Source organism: Listeria sp. MAN/IMW/UF555, assembly GCF_058684075.1.
In genome coordinates this window covers 73,278-95,138 of record NZ_JBZWZS010000001.1, presented here as the reverse complement: position 1 = coordinate 95,138, position 21,861 = coordinate 73,278, and the positions used below count along the sequence as shown (strand labels likewise).

General features: G+C 37.0%; 23 protein-coding genes and 1 other annotated feature. Of the genes, 4 read left to right on the top strand and 19 right to left on the bottom strand.

The window, feature by feature from the left end; all coding sequences use genetic code 11:
• Window positions 1–197: 197 nt before the first annotated feature.
• Window positions 198–686, top strand: coding sequence for a GAF domain-containing protein (locus AC4PG8_RS00460; protein WP_031649367.1), 489 nt, complete (start codon window positions 198–200; stop codon window positions 684–686).
• A 211-nt stretch (window positions 687–897) separates the two neighbouring features.
• Entirely contained in the window at window positions 898–1,500 is a 603-nt protein-coding gene (gene rpsD, locus AC4PG8_RS00455; RefSeq protein ID WP_003723325.1) for a 30S ribosomal protein S4, read from the top strand.
• Window positions 1,501–1,599: 99 nt separating this feature from the next.
• Here rpsD and tyrS read toward each other — a convergent pair whose 3' ends face one another.
• From tyrS to AC4PG8_RS00430, 5 genes are all read right to left on the bottom strand, one after another.
• The gene (gene tyrS / locus AC4PG8_RS00450) at window positions 1,600–2,859 is read right to left on the bottom strand and encodes a tyrosine--tRNA ligase (protein ID WP_185510523.1); all 1,260 of its coding nucleotides are present in this window, start codon (window positions 2,857–2,859) and stop codon (window positions 1,600–1,602) included.
• Between the two features lie 59 nt (window positions 2,860–2,918).
• Window positions 2,919–3,127 (bottom strand) — a binding site (T-box leader).
• A 53-nt stretch (window positions 3,128–3,180) separates the two neighbouring features.
• Window positions 3,181–4,188 (bottom strand): catabolite control protein A, encoded by a 1,008-nt coding sequence (gene ccpA, locus AC4PG8_RS00445; RefSeq protein WP_492169914.1) that lies wholly within the window; start codon window positions 4,186–4,188, stop codon window positions 3,181–3,183.
• A gap of 234 nt (window positions 4,189–4,422) precedes the next feature.
• Window positions 4,423–5,508: a bifunctional 3-deoxy-7-phosphoheptulonate synthase/chorismate mutase gene (locus AC4PG8_RS00440; protein WP_003767131.1), complete on the bottom strand. Its 1,086-nt coding sequence runs from the start codon at window positions 5,506–5,508 to the stop codon at window positions 4,423–4,425.
• Window positions 5,509–5,725: 217 nt separating this feature from the next.
• A complete protein-coding gene (locus AC4PG8_RS00435) occupies window positions 5,726–6,250 on the bottom strand; it encodes a YtxH domain-containing protein (RefSeq protein WP_160465865.1) in 525 nt (174 codons plus the stop codon).
• Between the two features lie 21 nt (window positions 6,251–6,271).
• Complete coding sequence (locus tag AC4PG8_RS00430; RefSeq protein ID WP_003762481.1) at window positions 6,272–6,727, bottom strand: DUF948 domain-containing protein; 456 nt, start codon at window positions 6,725–6,727, stop codon at window positions 6,272–6,274.
• A gap of 257 nt (window positions 6,728–6,984) precedes the next feature.
• On the opposite strand from AC4PG8_RS00430, the gene AC4PG8_RS00425 reads away from it, so the two are divergent.
• Window positions 6,985–8,097: a M29 family aminopeptidase T gene (locus tag AC4PG8_RS00425; RefSeq protein WP_003762483.1), complete on the top strand. Its 1,113-nt coding sequence runs from the start codon at window positions 6,985–6,987 to the stop codon at window positions 8,095–8,097.
• A gap of 39 nt (window positions 8,098–8,136) precedes the next feature.
• Here AC4PG8_RS00425 and AC4PG8_RS00420 read toward each other — a convergent pair whose 3' ends face one another.
• From AC4PG8_RS00420 to AC4PG8_RS00385, 8 genes are all read right to left on the bottom strand, one after another.
• On the bottom strand, window positions 8,137–8,682 hold the full coding sequence (locus AC4PG8_RS00420) for a peroxiredoxin (protein ID WP_003762484.1): 546 nt from the start codon (window positions 8,680–8,682) through the stop codon (window positions 8,137–8,139).
• Between the two features lie 144 nt (window positions 8,683–8,826).
• Complete coding sequence (murC, locus tag AC4PG8_RS00415; RefSeq protein ID WP_185539847.1) at window positions 8,827–10,170, bottom strand: UDP-N-acetylmuramate--L-alanine ligase; 1,344 nt, start codon at window positions 10,168–10,170, stop codon at window positions 8,827–8,829.
• A 295-nt stretch (window positions 10,171–10,465) separates the two neighbouring features.
• The gene (locus AC4PG8_RS00410; RefSeq protein WP_492169913.1) at window positions 10,466–12,814 is read right to left on the bottom strand and encodes a DNA translocase FtsK; all 2,349 of its coding nucleotides are present in this window, start codon (window positions 12,812–12,814) and stop codon (window positions 10,466–10,468) included.
• A gap of 309 nt (window positions 12,815–13,123) precedes the next feature.
• Window positions 13,124–13,741 (bottom strand): YtpR family tRNA-binding protein, encoded by a 618-nt coding sequence (gene ytpR, locus AC4PG8_RS00405; RefSeq protein WP_160463795.1) that lies wholly within the window; start codon window positions 13,739–13,741, stop codon window positions 13,124–13,126.
• A gap of 5 nt (window positions 13,742–13,746) precedes the next feature.
• Window positions 13,747–14,547, bottom strand: a complete 801-nt coding sequence (locus AC4PG8_RS00400; protein ID WP_492169912.1) for a DUF1444 domain-containing protein — start codon at window positions 14,545–14,547, stop codon at window positions 13,747–13,749.
• Window positions 14,548–14,581: 34 nt separating this feature from the next.
• Window positions 14,582–14,893: a thioredoxin family protein gene (locus AC4PG8_RS00395; protein ID WP_003762489.1), complete on the bottom strand. Its 312-nt coding sequence runs from the start codon at window positions 14,891–14,893 to the stop codon at window positions 14,582–14,584.
• Between the two features lie 113 nt (window positions 14,894–15,006).
• Window positions 15,007–15,225: a hypothetical protein gene (locus AC4PG8_RS00390; RefSeq protein WP_160463793.1), complete on the bottom strand. Its 219-nt coding sequence runs from the start codon at window positions 15,223–15,225 to the stop codon at window positions 15,007–15,009.
• Window positions 15,218–16,291, bottom strand: coding sequence for a M42 family metallopeptidase (locus AC4PG8_RS00385; protein WP_160463792.1), 1,074 nt, complete (start codon window positions 16,289–16,291; stop codon window positions 15,218–15,220). Before AC4PG8_RS00385 ends, AC4PG8_RS00390 begins: the two co-directional genes overlap by 8 nt.
• 196 nt (window positions 16,292–16,487) lie before the next feature.
• On the opposite strand from AC4PG8_RS00385, the gene AC4PG8_RS00380 reads away from it, so the two are divergent.
• Window positions 16,488–16,799, top strand: a complete 312-nt coding sequence (locus AC4PG8_RS00380) for a PepSY domain-containing protein (RefSeq protein ID WP_003762492.1) — start codon at window positions 16,488–16,490, stop codon at window positions 16,797–16,799.
• A 36-nt stretch (window positions 16,800–16,835) separates the two neighbouring features.
• Here AC4PG8_RS00380 and AC4PG8_RS00375 read toward each other — a convergent pair whose 3' ends face one another.
• From AC4PG8_RS00375 to AC4PG8_RS00350, 6 genes are all read right to left on the bottom strand, one after another.
• Window positions 16,836–17,084 (bottom strand): metal-sensitive transcriptional regulator, encoded by a 249-nt coding sequence (locus tag AC4PG8_RS00375; RefSeq protein ID WP_185539834.1) that lies wholly within the window; start codon window positions 17,082–17,084, stop codon window positions 16,836–16,838.
• A 132-nt stretch (window positions 17,085–17,216) separates the two neighbouring features.
• Window positions 17,217–18,065 (bottom strand): YtnP family quorum-quenching lactonase, encoded by an 849-nt coding sequence (locus AC4PG8_RS00370; protein WP_160463790.1) that lies wholly within the window; start codon window positions 18,063–18,065, stop codon window positions 17,217–17,219.
• A gap of 61 nt (window positions 18,066–18,126) precedes the next feature.
• A complete protein-coding gene (trmB, locus tag AC4PG8_RS00365) occupies window positions 18,127–18,771 on the bottom strand; it encodes a tRNA (guanosine(46)-N7)-methyltransferase TrmB (protein WP_003762495.1) in 645 nt (214 codons plus the stop codon).
• Window positions 18,772–18,777: 6 nt separating this feature from the next.
• The gene (locus AC4PG8_RS00360) at window positions 18,778–19,560 is read right to left on the bottom strand and encodes a phosphotransferase family protein (protein WP_045553091.1); all 783 of its coding nucleotides are present in this window, start codon (window positions 19,558–19,560) and stop codon (window positions 18,778–18,780) included.
• Between the two features lie 203 nt (window positions 19,561–19,763).
• Window positions 19,764–21,239, bottom strand: coding sequence for a multidrug efflux MFS transporter MdrM (mdrM, locus tag AC4PG8_RS00355; RefSeq protein ID WP_194317855.1), 1,476 nt, complete (start codon window positions 21,237–21,239; stop codon window positions 19,764–19,766).
• Window positions 21,236–21,676 (bottom strand): MarR family winged helix-turn-helix transcriptional regulator, encoded by a 441-nt coding sequence (locus AC4PG8_RS00350; RefSeq protein WP_003762499.1) that lies wholly within the window; start codon window positions 21,674–21,676, stop codon window positions 21,236–21,238. The genes mdrM and AC4PG8_RS00350 overlap by 4 nt, the downstream gene beginning before the upstream one ends.
• Window positions 21,677–21,861 lie beyond the last annotated feature (185 nt).

Here is a 21,861-nt window from a genome sequence, read left to right as displayed (position 1 = left end):
TCTTTCCATATGTAGTCTTTAATTCCTTATTTTCAGTTCATTATACACATCTTTTATTTTACCACGATTTGCGCAGAATTACTTGCGTTTAGCGAAAAAATTTTCAAAGCAACTTTATCTCAAAACAAATTTCCGAAAATCCATTTTATTTCATGCTATACTATAAACATTATTTGAAAAGAAATGTGGGGATAAAAATGATTGAAATCCAAAAAATGACTGGTACAAAAGAAGAAAATTACGCTCTTGCTTTAAAACAAGTACAAGCAATGATTGCTGGTGAACCAAATCTCATTGCAAATTTAAGTAATGTTTCTTCTATATTAAATCAAGCACTTTCCGATATTAATTGGGTTGGGTTTTATTTACTTGAAAAAGAAACAAATCAATTAGTACTCGGCCCCTTTCAAGGTCTACCTGCATGCATTCGCATTCCACTAGGTAAAGGTGTCTGCGGTTCTGCTGCCTCTGACCAAAAAACATATATAGTAGAAAATGTGCATGATTTCCCTGGACATATCGCCTGTGACGCTGCCTCTAATTCAGAAATCGTTCTACCCATTGTAAAAAATAATCAGTTGCTTGGTGTGCTTGATATTGATAGTCCCCTCTTTAATCGTTTTGATGAAGTGGACCAGTTGTGGCTAGAAAAAATCCGTGATGCGATTACTCAAGAAATAAATTGACAAAGAACTAGTAACTATACTATACTGGAAGATGTGTAAAATGCAGCTTGAGTAAAATGAATGAGTGTGTTGTTTACCCCCAGATGTAATTCTGTGGTATATCGCGTAACCGGCGGCTGCTATGGTGATGGTATATGAAGGTAAACTGCCCTGATTTGGTTTTACGTCACGTTTGTTTTATACCAAAAACAAATAAAAGGAGGAGTCTCTTATGGCTCGTTATACAGGTCCAAGCTGGAAAGTTTCCCGTCGTTTAGGAATTTCACTTTCTGGAACAGGTAAAGAATTAGAGCGTCGTCCGTATGCTCCAGGTCAACACGGCCCAACTCAACGTAAAAAAATCTCAGAATATGGTTTGCAACAAGCTGAAAAGCAAAAATTGCGTCATATGTATGGATTAACTGAACGTCAATTCAAAAACACGTTCAACAAAGCTGGTAAATTACAAGGTAAACACGGTGAGAACTTCATGATCTTACTAGAACAACGCCTTGATAACATCGTTTACCGTCTTGGTCTTGCTCGCACTCGTCGTGCAGCTCGTCAATTAGTAAACCATGGCCACATCACTGTAGATGGCAAACGCGTAGATATCCCTTCTTACCAAGTATCTGTTGGTCAAGTGATCTCTGTTCGTGAAAAATCTGCTAAAAACTCTGCAATCGCTGAAAGCTTAGAAGTTTCAAGCTTCGTGCCTGAATACGTAACTTTCGATGCAGAAAAACTAACTGGTTCTCTTAACCGTCTACCAGAACGTTCTGAACTTGCTGCTGAAATCAACGAAGCATTTATCGTAGAATTCTACAGCCGTTAATTAGAACTAAAAACCTTACAATTCATGACCTCGGTTATGGTTGTAAGGTTTTTTTATGCACAAAAAAGCACTCGCCTTTAAAAACGAGTGCTTTTCTTCTTATTTATAAGAAACTAAGAAGTATTTTTTCTTCCCGCGTCTCACAATTGTAAATTTATTTTCAATCCGGTCACTTGCATCAATTACTTTTTCCACGTTTTGCTGACGTTCACCGTTAATGTAAATTGCTCCGTTAGTTACATCTTCACGAGCTTGGCGTTTTGATGGCTCAATCCCAAGTGATACTAACCAATCTACTAGGTTTACTTCTGCATCTTCCGCTACAAATGTTGGCACATCTTTGAAACCTTGTTCAATTTCATCCGCAGTTAGAGCTGTTACATCCCCACTAAATAATGCTTTTGAAATTTTAAGTGCTTGTTCTAACGCTTCTTCACTATGCACAAATTTAGTCATTTCAGCAGCTAGAGTTTTTTGTGCAGCTCGTAAATGTGGTTCTTCTTCCACTTGTTTCGCTAACTCATCAATTTCAGCTTCACTCAAGAATGTAAAGTACTTCAAGTATTTCACTACATCGCGATCATCCGTATTAATCCAAAATTGGTAAAATTCGTATGGCGTTGTTTTTTCCGGATTTAACCAAATCGCGCCACCTTCTGATTTCCCAAATTTAGTTCCATCAGCTTTTGTTAAAAGTGGAATTGTTAGACCGAAAGCTTTGGCATTTTCACCTTGTTTTTTGCGAATTAAGTCTAGTCCAGCAGTAATATTTCCCCACTGGTCACTACCACCAATTTGCAGACGACAATCATTAAATTCATATAAGTGATTAAAGTCCATCGCTTGTAAAATTTGGTAAGCAAATTCTGTAAACGAAATTCCCACTTCTAAACGGCTAGCGACAATATCTTTTGAAAGCATCGTGTTTACATTAAATTCTTTTCCGTAATCACGTAAGAAATCAAGAATACTCACATCTTTCGTCCAGTCATAGTTGTTTACCATGCTAGCAGCCGAATCCCCTTCAAAGTCAAAAATCTTTCCAAGTTGTACGCGTAAGCTCTCGACGTTCTTGCTAATTTGTTCCATTGATTGCAACTTACGCTCTTCCTTTTTACCACTCGGGTCACCAATAGTTCCTGTCGCTCCACCAACTAAAATAATCGGACGGTGCCCAGCATTTTGGAAACGGCGTAAAATCATAAATGGAATTAAATGACCGATATGCATCGAATCTCCAGATGGATCAATCCCGCAGTACAAAGAAATCTGTTTTTCTTCTACCCATTTGCGTAATCCTTCTTCATCTGTTTGCTGGTAAATAGCTCCGCGCCACTCTAATTCATCAATAATATTCATTTTCATCATTCTCCTTTTATTTTTGGACATAAAAAACGCCCCTCCGCTAAACAGTTTAGCGAAGGGACGTATTAATTAACGTGGTACCACCCTACTTTTAGGAAAAAATCCTACTTCAAAAAATAACGGCTCAACACCGGCCGCACCATTATCCTGTGCAGCGTGACTCCGGGATGTAATTCGTCCACTCATCTCTACTAGTTTCCACCAACCACTAGCTCTCTAGGAATAAGAATAAGCAACTACTTCGTCCGTTCATAGTCATTTTCGTTATGAAAAGTATACATACATTTATAACATACCGCTAAAAATGCTGTCAACTTATTTTTTTTCTTTTGTAGTCCCACGTAGTTTTTCACTATGTGGTAGAATAACTGTTTTTTCGTCTACTTCTTCATTCGTCATTAATTTTGTTAATAAACGCATTGCTACTGCTCCAATGTCGTATAAAGGTTGTACGATTGTAGAAAGTTGTGGACGTGACATTAATGTTAATTTTGTATTGTTACTTGTCATGACTTCTAATTCTTCAGGAACTTTAATACCAGCATCTAATGCCGCATTTAAAATTCCGATTGCTAGTTCATCATCCGCAACAACAACAGCATTTGGTTTCTTAGATAATGCACTTAATTCTTCCCAAACTTTTACACCAGCATTGTAATTGTATTTTGCTTCAATAATGTAGTCTTCTTGGTAAGTAATATCAGCTTCTTCTAGCGCTTCTTTATAACCAGCCAATTTCATTTCACGGTTTACAGGCTCATTTAAGGAACCACTAACAAAAGCGATTTGCTTATGTCCATTATCTACAAAACGTTTCACTGCTTCTTTTGTCGCTTCTTTGTAATCGATATTAACAGAAGCTAATTTGTTTTCCATGTCTACCGCTCCAGCTAAAACTACTGGTGCAGGAGAACGGTCAAATTCTTCTTGTAATTGTTCAGAAATTCGTTCACCCATATAAATAATACCATCTACTTGTTTACCAAGCAGTGTATTTAGTACTTGAAGTTCTTTATCCTCATTTTCGTCCGAATTACTAAGGATAATATTGTATTTGTACATTGTAGCAATATCTTCAATTCCGCGCGCAAGCTCTGCATAAAAAACGTTAGAAATATCAGGAATAATTACACCGACAGTCGTTGTACGTTTACTTGCAAGACCTCTAGCTACTGCATTAGGACGATAACCTAATTGATTAATAACATCCAATACTTTCTTTCTTGTTACTGGTTTAACATTCGGATTGCCGTTAACTACCCGAGATACTGTCGCCATAGAAACATTCGCTTCACGAGCAACATCATAAATTGTTACATTCATCCCTATTCACTCTCCATATTCATTATTTTAATGGCTCTATATACCATTGTAAACGGAAACAAACTTGCCTTCCCTTAATAATACGATAACTTTTTTCGATATGCAATTGTTTTTACTCTTTATTTTCATTTATTTTCATACCGAAACGGCATTGAATATTAGTATTAAATACCAATTGTGCATTATTAGTTTTGGCCAAAATAAAAAACCCTGGCGTACCAGGGCTTTTCGAGATTATTTGATTTTGTGAGGAACGAGGTTACTAGCTAAAATTGCATTCCAGAACTCTTCAAATTCAGGAATATCCATTTGTTGTGCAGAGTCAGATAAAGCAACAGCTGGATCCGGATGAACCTCAGCCATTACACCGTCAGCTTCAATAGCTAGGGCAGCTTTAGCACATGGAAGTAATAAATCTTTTCGGCCAGTAGAATGAGTTACATCGACCATCACTGGTAAATGCGTTTCTTTTTTCAAGATCGGCACGGCAGAAATATCAAGTGTATTTCTTGTTGCTTTTTCATATGTGCGAATGCCGCGTTCACATAAAATAATTTTACCGTTACCTTGTGACATAATATATTCAGCAGCACCGATAAATTCTTCAATCGTTGCAGATAAGCCACGTTTAAGTAAAATCGGTTTATCAACACGACCTGCTGCTTTAAGTAATTCAAAGTTTTGCATGTTTCTTGCACCGATTTGAATAACATCTACATAATCAAGCGCAACTTCAATATCAGCTGGAGTTACGATTTCACTAATAACAGCTAAACCATACTCATCTGATACACGTTTAAGAATTTTCAAGCCTTCTAAGCCTAATCCTTGGAAGTCATATGGGCTAGTACGTGGTTTAAATGCTCCACCGCGAATAAGTTTTAAACCTTTTGCTTTAATAGACTCAGCAACTGCAGCCACTTGTTCGTAAGATTCTACAGAACAAGGCCCAAAAACGAATACGGGTTCGCCGTTTCCGATTGGTAAACCTTTAACAGTAACAATCGTGTCTTCTTTTTTATTTTTTCTAGAAACAAGTAATGCTTTTGAATGATCCTCTTCTTGAAGTTCTAGTCCCGCTTTAAAAATTTCTTTAAATAATTTTTGAACCGTGCTATCCTCAAAAGGTCCTTTATTTGCTGCAAGAATCGTATTAAGCATCTCTCTTTCACGTAATGGATCGAAACGTAGAGAACCTTGTGTTCCTTTGATTTTACCGATTTCTTGTACCAAATTGGCACGTTTGCTGATTAATTCAAGCAAATCAATATTTAATTGATCCACCTCTGTTCTAAGTTCCTCTAAATTTGTATTAACCATTTTACTTCCACCCTTCTAAAAATCTGCTCCAAGATTATTTCTCATTATAGAGGAAAACAGATAATTTGTCACGAATCCACTTTTATACTTAATCGCTTTTAAGCATTAAAGTGAATAATGTAAAACTAATGTTAACACGTTTTAAAATAAATTACAAGCGGATATTGCTTTTTTTGTATAAAAAAACAGCCTCGCAAGGCTGTTTTTTAACTTAGTCTTATTTTACTTCTTTTTTTGCATCAGAAGCAATTTTTTTCGCTTCATCTTTGCCATCATCTAATGATTTTTTTGCTTCTTTTTTTGCTTTATCTGCTGCTTTTTCTACATCGCTTGCAGCATCTTTCGCTTCATTTTTTACTGTTTCTGCTGCTTTTTTGGCAGCTTCTTGGTTTTCTTCTTTATTTTGTGAAACAACTTCTTTCACAGCTTTACTTTGTTTAGAAACTGTATCAGCTAATTTGCCTGATTTGTCTTTAACAACATCAACAAACCCGCCAGCAGAATCTACTAATTTATCTTTTGTTCCTTTTGCTACACCACTGATTTCGATACCTTTTTCATAAGCAACGTCTTTCCATTGATTGCCTTTTTCTTTAATTGTATCTACTTGTGTATTTAAATCTTCGCGTAGTTCTTTACCTGATTTAGGTGCAAATAGAAGTGCTGCGGCTGAACCAACGATCGCACCAATTAAACCACCGATTAGAAAATCTTTTGTATTAATACCATCTTTTTCTGCCATTGTAAATCCCTCCAAATTATATTAGAAATTAGATTGCTCTCGAGCTTCTTTTGCGGCTTCTTTCGCTGCTTTATTCGCTTTCATCTTTTCTCTAAAAGAAAGAATTGAATTGCTAATTGAGACAGCTTGAGAAATCTTCGCTTCGTTTTGTTCTACTTTGTTTGTTGCGAGTGTTGCTAGTTCGCGAACAGATTGACTTAATCCTAGTAAAGAAGTCCCAATATCACCAACTGCATCAAAAACTGGATCAACTTTCGCAACTTTGCCATTTACATCTTCTAGAAGTGTATTGGTCTTATCAAGCAATTTTTGTGATTGTCCTGTAATCCCTTGTACTTCTACTGTTATTTTTTCTAACGATTTAGCTACCTCATCCATTGTTTGGGAAGTTGATTTTAACGTTTTTCCCAAATAGATGGCAATAACTAAAAGCGCAATTGCGGCAATGAGTGCTGCAATATACAAAATTACTATCATCTATCCACACCTCCATATTCTTTTTTCTATACCCTGAGTATTCCCCTCTAAAACTTTCTTCTCTAATGAATCTATGTACAAAATGTAAAAAAGAAAAGGTATTAGCTTCATTTTAGCAAGTAACTGCTGAAAAATAAACTAATATGAAAGAAACCCGCTAATTTGTTATAGAAGGTTGCTTTTAGCGTAATTTGGAGTAAAATAGATACAGGCTTGTTTTTTAGGCTTATTTTGTTAAATTTCAGGGAGGGTACAATATGAAAGATGCAAGAATCGAAAAATTAGCACATAATTTAATCAACTATTCCGTCAAACTTGGCGCTGGGGAAAAAGTATTAATCGAAAACTTCGGTGTGCAAAAAGAACTAGTAATGGCTTTAGTAGAAGAAGCATATAAAGCTGGAGGATTCCCGTTCGTTTCTTTAAAAGAACCACAAATCGACCGTGCGATGATGCTCGGTGCTGATAGTGCTCAATATGAAAAAATTGCCGAGTTCGAAGGTAATGTTATGAAAGAAATGGATGCTTACATAGGTTTACGTGCTGGTGATAATATCAACGAAACATCTGATGTACCCGCAGATAAATTAAAAATTCACGGTGAGACTGTTGGTAAAATGCATTCTGACATTCGTGTAAAACAAACTAAATGGGTCGTGCTCCGTTACCCAAGCTCCTCCATGGCACAACTTGCAAAAATGAGCACGGTTGGTTTTGAAGATTTCTATTTTGACGTATGTAATTTAGATTACGGTAAAATGAGCACTGCAATGGATGGTTTAGTAGAACTTATGAATAAAACAGATAAAGTGCACTTAGTTGGACCAGGAACAGATTTAACATTTAGTATTAAAGATATTCCGGCAATTAAATGTGCGGGCGAAATGAACATTCCAGATGGCGAAGTATTTACTGCTCCAGTTCGTGATTCTATCAACGGAACACTTACTTACAACACGCCTTCACCATACCAAGGCTTCACATTTGAAAATGTCTCTTTCACTTTTAAAGACGGAAAAATTATTAAAGCAACTGCCAATGATACAGATCGCATTAATAAAGTTTTAGATACTGATGAAGGCGCTCGTTTTGTTGGGGAATTTGCTATCGGTGTCAATCCGTTTATCCACGAACCGATGCAAGATATTCTTTTTGATGAGAAAATTGAAGGAAGTTTCCATTTCACTCCTGGTCAGTGCTACGATGAAGCATTTAATGGCAATCAATCAGCCATTCACTGGGATTTAGTAAATATTCAACGCGCTGATTATGGTGGCGGCGAAATTTACTTTGATGATGTGCTTATTCGTAAAGATGGCATTTTCGTTCTTCCAGAATTAGCTCCTCTTAATCCAGAAAACTTAGTATAAGAAAAGCGCTTAGGATATGCTCCTAAGCGCTTTTATAGTTTAAACAATTGTTTTTTCACCTGGTTGCCAGTTAATCGGGCAAAGTCCACCAGTTTGCAAAGCTTGAAGTACTCTTAACACTTCGTCAACTTCACGACCAATATTGTTATGATGAACCACTTCGTATTGAATTTCACCTTTTGGATTAATAATGAAAAGCCCGCGTAGTGCCACGCCTTCTTCTTCAATTAGTACCCCGTAATCACTTGCTACTTGGTGATTAGTATCCGCAGCAAGAGGATAGGTTAATTTTCCAATTCCGCCTTCTTTAATCGGTGTATTCGTCCATGCAAGATGGGAATGAATCGTATCTGTTGAAGCACCAATTATCCGCGCATTTAATGCATCAAATTCATCTGACCGAGCGGAAATCGCTACAATTTCAGTCGGACAAACAAAGGTAAAGTCCATTGGATAGAAAAAGAGAACTGTCCATTTATCGTCTTCTATATTTTTCTCTAGACTTACTTTTCCGAAAGTCTGATTTGGCATAACAGCTTCCATTTCAAATCTTGGAGCTTGTGTGCCTACTAAACGTTCTGCCACTTTTATCCCTCCATTAATCTATGTAGTTGTATTTTGTATCACATGGTATATTTTAATACACCTATCAAATCGTGTAAAGCTTTATTTATAGTAATTATAAACAAGCAAAAAGCATGCCAAATAAATGACACGCTTTACTGAAAGTTAATTAATCGCACTTTTATTTAGAACTTCATTAGCCACGATTTCGTTATCTAGAACTTTTTCATAGGCAGCTTGGAATTTTTGGACATCCCCTGCTCCCATAAACAAAATAACTGCTTCTGGATATTGTAATAATTCTTCTGTGTGCTCTTCTTTAATAATATGATTTCCTTTGGTTTTATGCGCTAAATCAGCAATAGTTAAATTACCAGTTTTTTCACGCGCAGAGCCAAAAATGTCACAAAGATATACTTCATCCGCTAAATTCAAGCTATCTGCAAACCCTTGTAAGAAGGTGCGCGTTCTTGTAAATGTATGCGGCTGAAATACAGCAACGATTTTTTTATTTGGATATTTTTGTCTAGCAGCATTAACAGTCGCACGAATTTCTGAAGGATGGTGCGCATAGTCATCTACTAAAACTTGATTTCCTTTTTCAGTAATGCTAAATCTTCTTTTTACGCCTTCAAAAGTTTTTAATTCTTTTTTCACTTCGTCTACTGGTAATCCCTCATAGTCACAAAGCGCAATAACACTTAACGCATTTAACACATTATGATCTCCGTAAGCAGGAATTTCAAATGAAGCTAAAAACTCGTCGCGATGATAGACGTCGAATTTAGTTCCAGTAGTTTCTTTTTTAACATTTTTAGCTTGAAATTCGTTTTCTGAATCAAAGCCAAAGTAAATAATCGGAACGTCTAACGATAATTTGCGTAGTTCAACATCGTCTCCTAAGGCAAAAACTGCTTTTTTCACTTGTTTACCAAGCGTTTCAAATGCATTAAATACATCATCTACGCTCTTGAAATAATCTGGGTGATCCCAGTCAATGTTGGTCATAATTGCATAAGTTGGTTTGTACGCAAGGAAATGGCGTTGATACTCACAAGCTTCTAACGCAAAATATTTAGCATCTTTTGTGCCACTACCAGTTCCATCACCAATCAAATATGAAGTGGGACGAATGGCACCGACCACATGAGAAAGAAGACCAGTTGTCGATGTTTTACCATGAGAACCAGTTATTGCAATACTTGTATAGCCATCTATTAATTGACCTAAAAATTTATGATATCGAATCACGGGAAGATTAAGCTCATTAGCACGCTCAATTTCTTCATGTGTATCTGGAAATGCATTACCAGCAATAATTGTTAGGCCTTCTTTTATATTATCCGCTGAAAACGTCATAATTGGAATTTGTTTTTCTTCCAATGCTTTCTGCGTGAAAAAATATTTGTCTACATCGCTGCCTTGCACTTGAAAACCTTTATCGTGCAGGATCTGAGCAAGTGCACTCATTCCCGACCCTTTTATTCCAACAAAATGATAGATAGTCATTATTTGAACCCCCATTAATTTATCTTGAAGAGGGTGCCTAAAAAAAACATGTTAACTGTTAAGCACCAAGTCTTAACTTTGAAAACAGTATAAAGTCTCCGTTTTCTAGACATCATCTTACGTTCCAATTGTGTTTTATGCTTGATTTCATAGTTGAGTCAATAATTCACCAGCTTATTATATCACTTTCCATGTAATTAGAAAAATCTTTCAGCAAATATAAGCGAAATTACTCATGAAAATACAGGTGATTTGTAAAACTAATTAAGTATCGTGTTATTTTAGTACTATAAAATTAAGTTTCTTTGTTTCTGAGTTTAGCCAATTGGTCCTTCGTGATGATAACATCTCGTGGCTTAGAACCATTAATTCCTGAAACTATTTGATGATTCTCAAGAGATTCCATTAATCTAGCCGCTCGGTTGTAACCAATCCTAAAATGTCTTTGCAGTAAAGAGGTAGATGCGGCATTTTGGCTTAAAACAAAGTCACAGGCCTCTTCAAATAATTCATCAGTGTTTTCTTTAACCGATTCTTTTACAAGTAACTCTTGCTCTTCAAAGATGTAATCAGCCTCACCTTGGCTACGAACATGAGCTACGACTGCATCGATTTCTTCATCACTAACAAATGTCCCTTGAAGACGCACTGGTTTGCTTGCACCACTTGGTAAGAAAAGCATGTCCCCTTTGCCAAGAAGTTTTTCAGCACCGCTTGCATCAAGGATGGTTCTAGAATCGATTTGTGAAGACACAGAGAAAGAAACGCGTGTCGGAATGTTAGCTTTAATAAGACCGGTAATTACGTCTACAGATGGTCTCTGCGTCGCTACAATCATATGGATACCACATGCCCGCGCTTTTTGTGCAATACGACTAATAGATTCTTCTACGTCATTCGGCGCAACCATCATTAAATCAGCTAATTCATCAATAACTATTAAAATATATGGTAGTTTTTCGCCGGTATGATCAGGATGACTTGCATATTCATTATATTTTCCCATATTTCTAACGCCGGTATGACTAAAGAGTTGATAGCGACGTTCCATTTCTTCTACAGCCCATTTGAGTGCAACTGTTGCCGCTTTTGCATCTGTAATTACCGGACTGACGAGATGCGGAATACGATTATATGGAGCGAGTTCAACCATTTTTGGATCAATTAAAAGCAATTTCAATTGGTCGGGAGTCGCTTTATAGAGCAAACTTACGAGTAATGAGTTGATACAAACACTTTTACCGGAGCCTGTAGCACCAGCAATTAAGCCATGAGGCATTTTTTGCAGGTCTGTAATAATCGGCGTTCCAGAAATATCAAGACCAAGTGCGGCAGTTAACGGCGACTTAGATGATTGAAACGCTTCTGTGTTCATTAACTCAGAAAGCATCACAGGACGACTTGTTTGGTTTGGAATCTCGATACCAACTGTGCTTTTCCCTGGAATTGGAGCTTCTATTCGAATATCTTTTGCAGCTAAGTTTAGCTTAATATCGTCTGTTAAATTAGTGATTTTACTTACTTTGACCCCTTTTTCTGGTTGGACTTCAAATCTAGTTACAGCGGGTCCTTGTGTTCTATTAACAACGCTCGCATGAACATTGAAATTTTCTAATGTTTCATCTAGCATTTCTTGTTGCATTTGTAACCATGAATCGTCTTCTCGTTTCGATACGGGCGGATGTAGCAACCCGAACGACGGAAATTGATAATTGCTTGGATATTCTGGTGCTACTTGTTTTTCTTCTGTTATAGCAACGGGTTGAATATTTTCAGTAATTACTTCTTTCTCTTGAACGATTTCAGCTGCTGGTTCTTTTTGAAGTGCTTGTTTATCTTTTTTTACCATCATAACGTTAAATGGAATTCTGCTTTTCAACATTTGTTCTTGTCTACTTGCTTCGACTTGTTTCTTTTGTTTAGGAACTTGCGTCGTTTCTTCTTGAATAAGGGTCACGCGTTTTGGAGCTGGTTCAACTGGACTAGCTTCATTACTAGCTAAAACTGGTTCTTCTACTACTTCCTCAATTCCAACTTCTTCGGGGTAAGTGTCTTCTATTTGTTTTTCAATTTCTGTATCAAAAGCAATTGTTTCTGCTTCTGCAAATTCTGGTAAATCCACTGGAGGAATAGTTAAATCTTCTTGGATTTCTGCAATTTCATCTGGTTCAGACACTGCAAACTCAAATTTACTCGGTCGTTTATTAAATGCATAAACAGGAGAAGGAACATCTGTTGCGGCAAAAGGACGTTTTCTTGTTTCTTCTTTTACAACAGGCGTTTCGCTCGTTTGATGCATAGTTCTAGTTGGTTGCGTTTGTTTTTGTGTTTGAATTGGTTGGCTGACTGGCTTGTCAGGTATTAGCGGAAAGCGGAATTCACCTTTTGGATATTGATATACCATTTGTGTTTTCACTTGCCGTTTCACTGGTTGCAGGTGTTTTTGCTTTGGCACTACACTTTTTGGTGTAGGTCGTACAGTTCTTGTATTTCGTTCTTTTGTTTTAATTGCCGTAACTTTTGATTTCGGCTCTACTTCAGGAGCATACGTTACTTTCTTTTCTACTTTTTTAGTAGGCGTATTTTCATATGTATCTATTTCTTCGTCCATATCGCCAAAGAAAAAATCTTTAAACCATCCCATTCATTATCACCCTAAATTTAATTTTCTTGTTTGATTTTAACAGACAAAATCAAAATAATCTATGACAAAATTGTGAATTCGCTATTTTTCGAGCCGTATTCGTTATAATACCTTGATACAACTAGGTTTAAACCCGATATAAGTTTTTATTATACCTTGAAAATTATCTTTATTTTGTACGATTTATGTATATATTGTATACAATTAAAGTTATATTGTTCTACATTTTAATCATTTTCACAAAGTAGCGAATTTAGCAAGCAAAAAAGCGCCCGATATAGCATCAGACGCTTAAAAAAAATCAATTATTTAAAAATTTACCGGAAACTCTTCTCCTGGCGTAGCGGAATCTTCTAAAACAAGAATACCTTTTTCAGTTGGCGCATCAGGAATTGCTAATTCACGCGCGGCACATACCATACCAAAAGAATCTTCGCCTCGTAAATTAGATGGCTTAATGATTAAACCACCAGGCATTACTGCGCCGATTTTCGCAACCACTACTTTTTGTCCAGCTTCGATATTTGGGGCACCACAAACAATTTGCAATACTTCCCCACCTACATTAATCTGGCATACATTTAGTTTATCCGCATTCGGATGTTTTTCTTTCGACTCCACATACCCAACGACAAACTTCGGGGTTAGATCAGCAACGATTTCAGGTTCAAATCCCGCTTTTTCGATAACTTGATTCATTAAGGCAACAAGTTCTTCAGTTAAATCCACCTTGCCATTTGCAGTAATGTCAAAGTATTTTGAGCTGTTAAAAATATTGAAACCAGCAACTTGCTTTGTTTCGCGATCAAAAATTCGTGCGACATCACCACGGCGCTCCCACTCGCGATTTTCAAATGTTACTTCGCCTGTTTCAATTAGTAGAGTGTCCCCTACCCCTTTTTCATTATAAAATGCGTTTACTATCACGTCTTCTACTCCTTTAGTCTGTTTTTTGCCATTATAAATATCGGTTCAAGTTTACCATTATTATAGACAAATGGCAAAGAGGTTATTGGCACAAGACCATCTGCGAAAAAGTCCATCGTCATGTGAGCCAAAACGTCATAGCCGGTATTATCTTTAATAGCACCAATAATCAAAACATCTTGATGCGGCACAGCAAGCACCATCTCTCCAGTTAGCTTTTCGCGCATTTGCTGAAGAAAATCAACATTTAGCAAACGACTCGCATCATAGCCATCATTTGTACGTACGAAATAAAAATCATTTCCATTAACCGAATCTTTTTTTAGCGGTATTTCTAGTTTTTTTAGATTATCGAAGGCCGCTTTTTTGACTCCTTCATGGGATAATCCTTCTTTTTCCAGCATGTTTTTTTCGATGAAGCGGTAGGATTTCCCTAAATCAAACGCATAGAAAATTTTTGTTTCGGCGGTATGTTCATCTGTTAATAGCACTTCTCCCGCTTTGGTGGTATCAGGAAAAGAAGTCGCTCTAACAACAGGAAAAATATTCGCTGTATTGCTTTTGAGTTCAACGTTTCCAGATGCAGCCAGAAAACCTTCTTCGACATAGTAAATAATTTTTTCAATCGCAGCTTCACCATCGTTTTCATAATTTGCGATGATTTGCGGAATTGCCAAAGTTACTTTTTTGCCATTTTGGGTAACCGAAAGTGTGTCACTATCTCGATCGTAAGCAAACTGCCGATTAGGTTTATTCAGTTCCTTCTCTAGTCGTTCTTTCATTTTTAATGTCGTCATTTTTGCCATAGGTGCCTCCCCTTCCATAAAAAGCAGTCACTTTTTATATTGCAGCTAGAAAATCATTAATTTCTTCTTTTGTTTTTCTATCTTTACTAACAAAACGCCCTACTTCTTCACCATCTTCAAAAGCAAGGAAACTAGGGATTCCAAAAATCGCTAAGTCAGCACATAAATCAATAAATTCATCTCGATCTACATGATAAAAAGTGAAATCCTCGTTTTCGGCTTCAATTTCTGGCATTACAGGTTCAATATATTTACAATCGCCGCACCAATCAGCGCTAAACATAAAAACAGATTTACCTTCCGCTTTTATCTCATTAAATTGTTCTACTGATTCTAAGTTTTTCATTTTTTATTCGCTCCTTCTTCTTTCATACTAGTTAAATCCTAACGCCTTAGCTAACTTTCGTCCAGAATAACGCTCATGAAAAAAGTCCGGCTCCGTTATAAGAGCCAAACTTTTCACCGTACTTTAGATCGCATTTTCTTCTTTTCTACATAATGATTAAAATAACCAACGATTAACGTCATTACTCCCGCTATCAGGGTAGTAATGATCCAGCCGATTTCAGCATCGCGGAGGCAAGGTATCCCTGTAGCGTAACCTACTAAGAATACTAGACTTGCTACCAAAAGTAGAAATCCAACCAAAAATACTGGTTTTTTCATTATTTTACGCATTATTTTTAATGGTTTCAAAAGTTGTTTTATCCAAACCGCGAATAAGCGTTGTAATCATTTCTTTCGCCGCAGCGTAGTCATCCACATGTAAAATCGAGTTAGATGAGTGAATATATCTAGCCGGAACACCAATTACTGCACTCGGAATACCACTAAGTGACGTGTGAACTTTTCCAGCATCTGTTCCACCAGGTGAAACAAAATATTGATATGGAATTTTATTTGATTCCGCAGTATCAAGTAAAAATTCACGCATACCACGGTGCATAATCATCGTCCGGTCAAAAATACGCAGTAAGAAACCTTGGCCAATTTGACCGAATTGCGATTTATTCCCAGTCGTATCATTGGCAGGGCTAGCATCTAACGCGAAGAATAAATCCGGTTTAATCATGTTCGCACTTACACCCGCACCACGAAGACCGACTTCTTCTTGCACATTCGCACCAGCAAAAAGAGTATTTGGTAAAGATTCTCCTTTTAATTCTTTCATAAGCTCAATTGCAAGACCGACACCATAACGGTTATCCCACGCTTTAGCTAAAATTTTCTTTGGATTTGCAAGTGGAGTGAATTCAGCGACAGGGACGATAAATTGCCCTGGTTTGATACCGATTTTTTCAGCGTCCGCTTTATCATCTGCACCAATATCAATAAGTAAGTTTTTCGGGTCAGTTGGTTTGCTACGTTCCGCTTCCGATAGTAAATGCGGAGGAACAGAGGCTACAACGCCAATTACAGGACCATTTGGCGCCATAATTTGCACACGTTGCGCTTGTAAAACTTGCGGATTCCAACCACCAATTGTTTGGAAACGAATCAAACCATTGTCTGTAATTTGCGTTACCATAAAGCCAACTTCATCCATATGGGCCGCAACTAATACGCGCGGACCATCAGTCGCTCCGTGTCGCACGCCAAAAATGCCACCTAAGCCATCTTGGATAATTTCATCGGAAACCGGTTCAAGTTCTTTTCGCATAAATGCTCGAATTCTATGTTCATCACCCGAAGTACCTTGAAGTTCCGTTAATTCTTTAAACATTGCTAACGTTTCTTTTTCCATTAATAATCATCTCTTTCCGTGTGAAATCTATTTTATTATAGCAAATAAAAGATGTTTCCGCTTGCCTTACTTCTCCATTTTATCGAAAGCGCGTTCAAAAATCCTTTTATAATCAAAAATTTGTAGTATAATGGTTAAAAGAGATGTTCGTAAGACGTCTTTTAAAAAGAATAGCAAACACTAGGGAGGAAAAGCGATGAACTGGAAAGCTTTCATTGCCGGCGTTGGAGCAGGAGCAGCAGCTGGACACCTTGTTTATCATTATTTACTTAGCGATAAAACAATTTCAGGGGACGTCATCTTAGAAAATGTAAAAAATGCGTTCAAACAAGAAGGACCTATAGAAGGTTCTTGGATTCAACTAAAAAAGCAACACTATAAAAAATTCGCCATTGATACATTCGTATACCACGGTGGTATCACTTGCATTCGTGAGGGCGAGAAAAAACAATTCGAATTTATCGCAGACGCTAACACAGGAACAATCATTGATGTGTATTTAGCCTAAAAATTAAAACGACTACCCACTTGGGGAGTCGTTTTTTTAACGAATAAAACTATCAATTTTCTTTTTAATAACAGCTTCGTCCACCACGCCTTGCTCAATCAGTTCTTTCATTTGTTCTGTATAAATCACTTTCGCAGCTGCATCCATTGCTTTTTTTACAGCTGCTATTTGTTGCATAATTGTTTCTAAATCGCGTTCTTCCTCTGTCATATTTTTGATTGAACGTACGTGACCTTCAATCTTCGCAAATCTTGTTACTAGTGCTTTCTTTTGTTCGCTTTTCATATATACCCCCTTATAGTATATTAGATAGGAACCCCCTACCCAGGTTGTTGTTTTGGCTTTAAATAAAGCTTTATAAGTTATATAATAACACAAAATAAAAATACCCTCAAAAAAGAAGCGGAATCCCACTTCTTAATTTCGATTTTCTATTTTTAGTTCAGCGTCAATTTCTCCATTTCCGCCGATTTTAACTGCCCGGAATCTAGCATCATGGTACGATAAAAACCAATAATTTTTCCCAAAAGTTCGCTTGAAAATATCTTGTTTTGCCGCGATGGATGTCATAGGATAATCATCATATGCCGTTACCCATAAAACATTTTGGTGAGCGAATGTCGGAAAAACATCTGCCATATGAATCGCTAGTTCTCCACCGGACTCAAACCAAACGGCAGAATGTCCAGCACTATGTCCTCCAGTATGAGTCATTTTAATCGCATCATTAAATTGTTTTTCTTTCGTAAATGTGTGGACTTGCCCTTTTATTGCTTGCCAGTTTTCTTGCCAATAAGTTGCTTTTGAACGAATATTCGGGTGTTGCATTTCGTCCCATTCAATTTCAGAAGTCCAGATTTCCGCATTTGGAAAAATAGAATAATAACCCTCTTCTGAACAACCAGTCAAACCTAACACGTGGTCAAAATGTAAATGAGTCATTAAACAGTAGTCTATATCCTCAGGGGCAATATTTAGTTTTGCTAAATCTTCTAATACAAAAGACTCTTCGGTTACCCCGTAATTACGCTTTTGTTTTTCTGTTAGTCGCCCGTTCCCTAGCCCGCTATCAATCAGATAATTTTTCCCTAAATACTGAAAAAACATCGGATCGGTTACATTAGCTAATTGATTTTTTTCATTTGCTGGATATTTTTTCTCCCATAAAGGTTTTGGAACTACCCCAAACATTGCCCCGCCGTCAAAATGAGTATAGCCTCCGCGCAACCAATAAATTTTTATTTCTCCAATTTGAATGGAATCCATTTTTAACGCCTCCAATTAAAAATAAAAACCAGATGCAGCAAGTGCACCTGGTTTATCCTAGTCAATTTCTATCAAATTTTGCTTCAAGACGATAGATTGGGAATCCTTTAGCTGAAAATTTTTCTTCATATTCAGTTTTTATATTCCCTTCGTAATCGCTATTATGCAAATCAAGTGATACAAAAGTTAGTAACATATTATATTCTGAAAAAGCTACTAATGAATATTCAAACAAGCTGCGGTTATCCGTTTTGAAATGAATCTCCCCTGCTTTTGGTAATAGTCGCTCATAAATAGTTAAGAAGGTTGGATTCGTTAATCTACGTTTTGTGTGGCGTTTTTTCGGCCACGGATCAGAGAAATTCAAATAAATTTGTGCTATTTCTCCTTTTTCAAAAGATTCTTCCAGTAATTTGGCATCCCTTGCAACAAGGCGCAAATTAGGTACTTCTGCTTCAATCGCTTTATCAAGCGCAGAAACTAGGACACTTTCAATCATTTCAATGCCGATATAATTAATTTCCGGGTTTGCTTTTGCCATGCCACTAATGAACTGGCCTTTACCGGAACCAATTTCGATATGAATAGGATTATTATTTCCAAATACTTCTTGCCAGCGTCCCTTAAAATCTTCTGGGTTTTTAATGTAAATTGCTGGAAATTCTTCCAATCGATCTTTTGCCCATGGTTTATGTTTTACACGCATCTTTCTTTACACCTCATCATCTTCTATTGCATTTTGAAAAATTTGTTTTGCTCGTTCGTATGCTTCTTCTGATTGGTTGGTCGTAAGTTGCATGACGGTTTGGCAAAGTGTATACCATTTTAATTTACGATGTAATTCGCTAGTTAGTGTTGTTCCATAATTAGAAAGCCATTCATCCCAGCCTTCACGCGGGATATATTGGTATAATATCATTCCTAAATCATTTGCAGCATCAGCAAGCATTGCGCCGTCCCAATCAACAAGAAACAATTCATTTTCTTCTGATATTATCCAATTATTGTGGTTGACATCTCCGTGACAAACGACGTAATCTGCTTTCTCGACAGCTGTAATATTTTGCTCTAAATACTCAATTGCCGTGAGCATTGCTTTCGTAGCTTCATTTTTAGCTTCCATTTCTGCTTTTAGACGAGCTAGTAATTGGTGGGCAGAAAAATAGCAGTTTTCGATTTTTTCGAGCATATGACGTAAGTTTTCCGAATGGTGAATTTTCGCCAAGAGTTTCGCCACTCTAGGTCCAACCATTTCTTCACGAGTTAAAATATGGCAATTCACCCATTTTTGCGCAGTGATAACATCTCCGTTTTCTACTCTTCTTGTCCAGACGAGTTTTGGAACAATGTTCTCTACCGAAAGCGCTGCTAAAAAAGGCGAAGAATTTCTTTTTAAAAAGAATTTTTCGTCTTCATGTGTTGCAACAAATGCTTGGCCAGTTTCCCCTCCAGCCGGCGCTATGTCATATTCTCTCCCAAAAAAATTATCTTTCATTTACATGCACACCTTTTATTAGCTCTTTGCAACTTCATTATCCCCTGTTTTTAACTTCCGAACAAATAGGTAACTATTCATGATTTTACTTCTCTTAAGAGCTCTCGTCAAGTCAACATATGTTCGTTCTCTATATTTTTTTATATATCGAACTATTTTGCATGAAAAAAGCGCATTCTCATTAAATGGAATGCGCTTTTTAATTAATTTTTTATTTCTTCCGTTTTAGTAACAATTGGATCCATTGCGCTTCTATTTTTTTGAATAAATAAAGCTAAAATACAAGCTACCACAGAAAGAATTCCTGCGACTAAAAAGGCTGTTTCAATTCCGTGAATAAGCACATGGTTAGCAACTTCTGTTTTCGTTTTTCCAATTACATCAGCTGGACCAAGTTTACCTGCAAAACTCGCGGCACTTTTTGACATTACTGTAATAAGTGCAGCTGTACCAATCGAGCCAGCTACTTGTCTCATCGTATTAAACATCGCTGAACCGTGAGAAGCTAGTTTTAGTGGTAGTGAATTGAGTGCAGCTGTTTGAAGCGGCATCATTACCATTGCCATACCCGCAGAACGAATAGTTTGAACGATAATAATAAAAGTTAACGTGGTTGATTCATCTAGATTTGTAAACATGAAGGTTGAACCTGCCATAATAATTAAGCCTACTAGCGATAAATACTTAGCCCCAAACCGGTCAAACATAACCCCAGTCACCGGCGAAAGTATAGCTGTAACTAGCGCACCAGGTAAAAGGACTAAACCAGATTCAAGCGGTGAAAAACCTCGAACAGTTTGTAAGAAAATCGGTAGTAACAACATACCGCCAAAAAGCCCCATCACAACGAAGAAACTAATTGCTGTTGTAAGTGCAAATGTTGGATATTTAAACACTTTAAAATTAAGAAGTGGCGCTTTGTTGCTTGATTGATAACGGATAAAGATACCTAATACTACTAAACCAAGAATAATAAATCCGGCTACTTTCCACGTTAACCAGTCGTGATCTCCGGCGTTACTAAATCCAAGTAATAAACTACCGAACCCAACAGTCGACATAATGACTCCGAGTATATCGAGTTTCGGGAAAGTTCTTTTACCGACATTTTTAAGTAAGAAGATTGCTACTACAATATCAAGTATTGCAAATGGAATAATAATAAAGAATAAATTGCGCCAATCATATTGCTGAACAATCCAACCTGAGAGTGTCGGACCAATTGCTGGGGCAAAGTTCATAGCTAGACCAATTAAGCCCATCGCCCGTCCTCTTCGTTCCATCGGGAATAAGTTTAATACGACAACGGTTAGAAGTGGCATAACTATCCCAGCGCCAATTGCTTGTACCATACGACCAGCAATAAGCATTGTATAATCTGTTGCAAATCCGCCAATAGCTGTACCAATTGCAAAAGTAATCATCGCAAATAAGTAAAGCTGACGAGTCGTAAACCTTTCAATTAAAAAGGCTGTCATCGGGATCATGACACCATTTACTAACATAAAACCAGTAGACAACCACTGTCCTTGACTGGCAGTAATCCCAAAATCTTTCATAATACTTGGTAGCGCGACATTCATCAACGTTTGGTTGAGAATCGTAACAAAGGCGCCCATAAGCATAACAATTAAAATACCATTACGCTTCACTGATGTACTTGCTGCTTTCATATTCAATCTCGTGCACCTTCCCTTTCTAAAATAGTAATTATCTCCTGATGCATTTCTAACATTTCTTTTAACCTTTCTTCACCAATTTCTAAAATAGGTTCTAAGCGGTTAAAAAATACATGATACGTTTCTGCAGCTTTCGTCGCTCCTTTTTCGGTTAATTCTAAGCTAAGCGCGCGTCGATTGCTTTCATTTCTTGTTCGTTTTAAAAATCCGGCTTTTACTAAGCGATCAACAATGCCCGAAACAGTACTTTTTCCAAGTTTCATGCGTTCTGCTAGTTCACCAAGTGTTAAATCTGACTCTTTCTGTAGTTCTCTAATTGCAAGCAATTGTGTCGTTGTGATTTCACGGTTAGCAGCTTCTTCCGCTAGCACATGATGCGTTTTTCGTTGCACTTCACGAAAAGAAAAAATAACCTCTTTTACTAACTTCTCATCCATTAACTTCCCTCCGTACTGTTCGCCCACAAATATTTCGTATGCGAACTATTAGCCTTTTGAATTATACACCTTCAAAAAAATTTGTCAATTGCTTTAAAACAGTTGTTTTCGTTTGAAAGCGGAGCCAAATGAGTCGTTTCAATGCATAAAAAAAGTTATATAATTTTTTACATAGGTGGCTAAAC

What these genes read in the sequence shown, in the direction of transcription:
- trmB (WP_003762495.1), bottom strand. Translation starts at nt 18,771, where the DNA reads ATGCGTGTAAAACATAAACCATGGGCAAAAGATCGATTGGAAGAATTT.
- AC4PG8_RS00375 (WP_185539834.1), bottom strand. Translation starts at nt 17,084, where the DNA reads ATGAAAAGCGAACAAAAGAAAGCACTAGTAACAAGATTTGCGAAGATT.
- AC4PG8_RS00385 (WP_160463792.1), bottom strand. Translation starts at nt 16,291, where the DNA reads ATGGAAAAAGAAACGTTAGCAATGTTTAAAGAATTAACGGAACTTCAA.
- AC4PG8_RS00400 (WP_492169912.1), bottom strand. Translation starts at nt 14,547, where the DNA reads ATGGCAAAAATGACGACATTAAAAATGAAAGAACGACTAGAGAAGGAA.
- AC4PG8_RS00460 (WP_031649367.1), top strand. Translation starts at nt 198, where the DNA reads ATGATTGAAATCCAAAAAATGACTGGTACAAAAGAAGAAAATTACGCT.
- AC4PG8_RS00370 (WP_160463790.1), bottom strand. Translation starts at nt 18,065, where the DNA reads ATGGATTCCATTCAAATTGGAGAAATAAAAATTTATTGGTTGCGCGGA.
- AC4PG8_RS00390 (WP_160463793.1), bottom strand. Translation starts at nt 15,225, where the DNA reads ATGCGTAAAATAATGAAAAAACCAGTATTTTTGGTTGGATTTCTACTT.
- rpsD (WP_003723325.1), top strand. Translation starts at nt 898, where the DNA reads ATGGCTCGTTATACAGGTCCAAGCTGGAAAGTTTCCCGTCGTTTAGGA.
- AC4PG8_RS00435 (WP_160465865.1), bottom strand. Translation starts at nt 6,250, where the DNA reads ATGGCAGAAAAAGATGGTATTAATACAAAAGATTTTCTAATCGGTGGT.
- AC4PG8_RS00430 (WP_003762481.1), bottom strand. Translation starts at nt 6,727, where the DNA reads ATGATAGTAATTTTGTATATTGCAGCACTCATTGCCGCAATTGCGCTT.
- AC4PG8_RS00350 (WP_003762499.1), bottom strand. Translation starts at nt 21,676, where the DNA reads ATGGATGAGAAGTTAGTAAAAGAGGTTATTTTTTCTTTTCGTGAAGTG.
- AC4PG8_RS00360 (WP_045553091.1), bottom strand. Translation starts at nt 19,560, where the DNA reads ATGAAAGATAATTTTTTTGGGAGAGAATATGACATAGCGCCGGCTGGA.
- AC4PG8_RS00395 (WP_003762489.1), bottom strand. Translation starts at nt 14,893, where the DNA reads ATGAAAAACTTAGAATCAGTAGAACAATTTAATGAGATAAAAGCGGAA.
- tyrS (WP_185510523.1), bottom strand. Translation starts at nt 2,859, where the DNA reads ATGAATATTATTGATGAATTAGAGTGGCGCGGAGCTATTTACCAGCAA.
- ccpA (WP_492169914.1), bottom strand. Translation starts at nt 4,188, where the DNA reads ATGAATGTAACAATTTATGATGTTGCTCGTGAAGCGAATGTTTCTATG.
- AC4PG8_RS00380 (WP_003762492.1), top strand. Translation starts at nt 16,488, where the DNA reads ATGAACTGGAAAGCTTTCATTGCCGGCGTTGGAGCAGGAGCAGCAGCT.
- AC4PG8_RS00410 (WP_492169913.1), bottom strand. Translation starts at nt 12,814, where the DNA reads ATGGGATGGTTTAAAGATTTTTTCTTTGGCGATATGGACGAAGAAATA.
- AC4PG8_RS00440 (WP_003767131.1), bottom strand. Translation starts at nt 5,508, where the DNA reads ATGGTTAATACAAATTTAGAGGAACTTAGAACAGAGGTGGATCAATTA.
- murC (WP_185539847.1), bottom strand. Translation starts at nt 10,170, where the DNA reads ATGACTATCTATCATTTTGTTGGAATAAAAGGGTCGGGAATGAGTGCA.
- AC4PG8_RS00425 (WP_003762483.1), top strand. Translation starts at nt 6,985, where the DNA reads ATGAAAGATGCAAGAATCGAAAAATTAGCACATAATTTAATCAACTAT.